The sequence below is a fragment of the Sphaerotilus sp. genome, assembly GCF_041083715.1.
In the GTDB taxonomy this organism is placed as follows: domain Bacteria; phylum Pseudomonadota; class Gammaproteobacteria; order Burkholderiales; family Burkholderiaceae_C; genus Sphaerotilus.
The window spans coordinates 1-3079 of sequence record NZ_JBFPGY010000159.1 but is presented as its reverse complement, the minus strand read 5'-3'; the positions used below and the strand labels follow the sequence as shown (position 1 = coordinate 3079).

Genomic DNA, 3079 nt, shown 5'->3' with positions numbered 1-3079 from the left:
GGGTGGTGAGCGTGATGTCGAGCAGGCGGTGCGCCTTGCGGGCGTCGTCGAAGAAGACCTCGTAGAAGTCGCCCATCCGGTAGAACAGGAGGGTGTCGGGGAAGTCGGCTTTCAGGCCCCGGTACTGCTGCATCATCGGCGTGTGCTGGTCGGTGCTGGCCACGTCAGAACCCTTCGGCGATCAGAACGGCGCGTCGTCGCGGCGGCTGCGCTTGCGCTCCGGCGCCGGCTCTTCCTTCGGCGGCATGTCTTCCTTCTTGATGCGCGTGGGCTTGCGGATCGTCACGACCGGGGCCGGTGCGGCCTCGGCGTCGGGCATTGGCTCGAATGCGGCGGCCAGCGCGGCGGCGGGCGACAGCGGGATGTCGAACGCCTGCGTCTCGGTAGCCTGTTCAGCGGCTTCCTCGGCGGCAAGCTCGGCGACCAGTTCCGGCTGCGTCTCGGCAATGAACACGTCCAGTGGCGTCAGCGTGGTGGAACTGCTGCTGCGTGCCGGGGCGATGGTGTCGGTGCCGGTCGTGGAGGTCTTGGCGCGGACCTTGGTGGAGCGGGCCTTGGGTGTGACCGCAGCCGGCGTGGCAGCAGCAGCGGGCGCTGCGTCGTCCTCGGTGATCACGCGGGTGTACGGCGCCAGGATCGGCACCAGCTGCGCGTAGACCTTGGGCGAGCCGGCCAGCACTTCGCGCTGGTACAGGAAATCGGCTTCGCCGGTGAAGTTGCCGACCAGGCCACCCGCTTCGGTGACGATCAGCGAGCCGGCGGCCACATCCCACGGGTGCAGGCCGGTCTCGAAGAAGGCGTCATACCAGCCGGCCGCCACGTAGCACAGGTCGAGAGCGGCGGCACCCGGGCGGCGCAGGCCGGCGCACAGGGGCATCAGCTCCTCGAAGATCTTCATGTAGCGCTTGAAGTTGTCGCCCTTGCGGAAGGGGAAGCCGGTGCCGATGAGCGCGTCGGCCAGCCGGATGCGCTTGGACACGCGCAGGCGCTTGTCGTTCATGAACGCGCCACGGCCCTTGGTGGCGTAGAACAGGTCGTTGCGCGCCGGGTCATAGACGACGGCCTGCTCGACCTTGCCCTTGAACGCCAGCGCGATCGACACCGCGTACTGCGGGAAGCCGTGGATGAAGTTGGTGGTGCCGTCGAGCGGATCGATGATCCAGACGTAGTCGCTGGTCTGCGAGCCCATGGAGCGGCCCGATTCCTCGGCGAGGATGGCGTGGTCCGGGTAGGCGGCCAGCAGCGTCTCGATGACGGCGCGCTCGGCCGCCTGGTCGACTTCGGTGACGAAGTCGTTCGGCCCCTTGCTGGTGACGGTCAGGCGGTCGACGTCGAGACTGGCCCGGTTGATGATCGCCCCGGCCGCACGCGCGGCCTTGATGGCGATGTTGAGCATGGGATGCAAATTGGTCTGCGACATGGCGATGGGACTCCGGGGGCTCGAACGGCAGATGGTCGCGGCGCGGTGCGCGCGGCGACAGGGCAAGGGGCTGGCGGTGGGAAAGAGCGGTGGCGGGCAGTGCAGGCCTGCAGGCCTAAGATAACCGTCCATTTTACGGTGCTTTGACCACTCCTTGACCATCCCATGCCAGATTCCACACCAACCACCCCGGTTTCGACGCCCGATTCCACCCGATTCGTGCTGGTGAACACCAGCCACCCGGGCAACGTCGGTGCCACTGCGCGGGCCATGAAGGTGATGGGATTCACCGATCTGGTGCTCGTCGCGCCGCGCTTCGGCAACGTGCTCAGCCAGGAGGAAACGGTGGCGATGGCCAGCGGTGCGGCCGACATCCTCGTGCGGGCGCGCATCGTCGCGACACTGGACGAGGCCCTCGACGGCATGCAGGTCGCCTGCGCCACGGCCATGACGCCGCGCGATTTCGGCCCGCCGACCGTGGCGCCGCGGCCGTGCTTCGAGGAACTTGCGGCCGGCGCGGCCAGCGTGGCCTTCGTCTTCGGCAGCGAACGCTACGGCCTGTCCAACGAGGATGTCTACCGCTGCCACGTCTGCCTGTCGATTCCGACCAATCCGGACTATGGCTCGCTCAACCTGGCGCAGGCGGTGCAGCTGCTGTCCTACGACTGGCGGCAGGCGCTCGGCGGTTTCGGGGTGACACCGCGCACCCGCGACGCGCGGCTGGCATCGGTGGACATGGTGCAGGGGGCGCTGGCGCATTGGGAGCAGGCGCTGGTCCGCATCGGTTTCCTGAATCCGGACGTTCCGCGCAAGCTGTTGCCAAGATTGAACCAGTTGTGCAATCGGACGCAATTGACGGTGGAAGAAATTCACGTTCTGCGTGGAATTGCAAAATCTGTCATCGATTCCAGCGAAAAGAGGCCGACATGATCAGCAAATGAATGCCGTCCACCGCTTCCACCAGATCGATTTTCTCCGAGGCTTCGCTTGCCTGAGCGTGGTCGCCTTCCATTTCCTGCACCGCGGGCAGCAAGGCGGCTGGCTGGTCGACCCGGCACTGCCGTGGCTGCAGTCGGTGGCGGAGCTGGGGCACCTCGGGGTGCACCTGTTCTTCATGATCAGCGGGTTCGTGATCCTGATGACGGCCGAAGGCGCGACGGTGCGGAGCTTCATCGCCTCGCGGGTGTCGCGGCTGTATCCGGCGTTCTGGGTCGGTGTGCTGCTGACGGCAGCCGTGGCGTGGTGGTCGGGCAGCGAGGTGTTCGCGGTGACACCGGTGCAGGTGCTGGCCAACCTGACGATGGTGCCGCACTGGGCCCATGTCGAGTTCGTGGACGGCGCGTACTGGTCGCTGGCGGTGGAGCTGCAGTTCTACCTGCTGGTGATCGCCTTGCTGCACTTTGGCCAGATGCGTCGGGTCGAGTGGTGGATCGCCGCCTGGCTGCTGGTGTCCAGCGTCAACGCGGTGCGCCGCACGTATCCGCTGGAGTTCTGGCTGGACGCGCGCTGGGCGCCGCTGTTCGTGGCGGGCATGCTGTTCTACCGCATCAGCCGCAAGGGGTGGAATGGTCAGCGCTACTTGCTGCTGCTGTGGGCCTTCAGCCTGACGCTCTGGTACGGTTGGGCCGGGGCGGAGACCTCGAAGCTCGGCCGGGAGAC

The 3079-nt window shown here is 66.9% G+C and carries 3 protein-coding genes and 1 pseudogene; 2 read left to right on the top strand and 2 right to left on the bottom strand.

Annotated elements, in window-relative coordinates; translation table 11 throughout:
• On the bottom strand, positions 1-136 hold a 136-nt coding region (locus AB3X43_RS07265), incomplete at its 3' end, for a MutS N-terminal domain-containing protein (protein WP_473965079.1).
• A 491-nt stretch (positions 137-627) separates the two neighbouring features.
• Positions 628-1420 (bottom strand): annotated as a pseudogene (locus tag AB3X43_RS07260) (inositol monophosphatase family protein); the annotation flags it as partial.
• A gap of 165 nt (positions 1421-1585) precedes the next feature.
• Here AB3X43_RS07260 and AB3X43_RS07255 point away from each other — a divergent pair.
• Together AB3X43_RS07255 and AB3X43_RS07250 are read left to right on the top strand one after the other, a co-directional pair.
• Positions 1586-2350 carry an RNA methyltransferase gene (locus AB3X43_RS07255; RefSeq protein ID WP_369429190.1) on the top strand — a complete coding sequence of 255 codons (765 nt, stop codon included), beginning with the start codon at positions 1586-1588 and terminating at the stop codon, positions 2348-2350.
• A gap of 7 nt (positions 2351-2357) precedes the next feature.
• Positions 2358-3079 (top strand): acyltransferase family protein (locus AB3X43_RS07250; protein ID WP_369429189.1); only part of this gene is annotated, 722 nt, incomplete at its 3' end.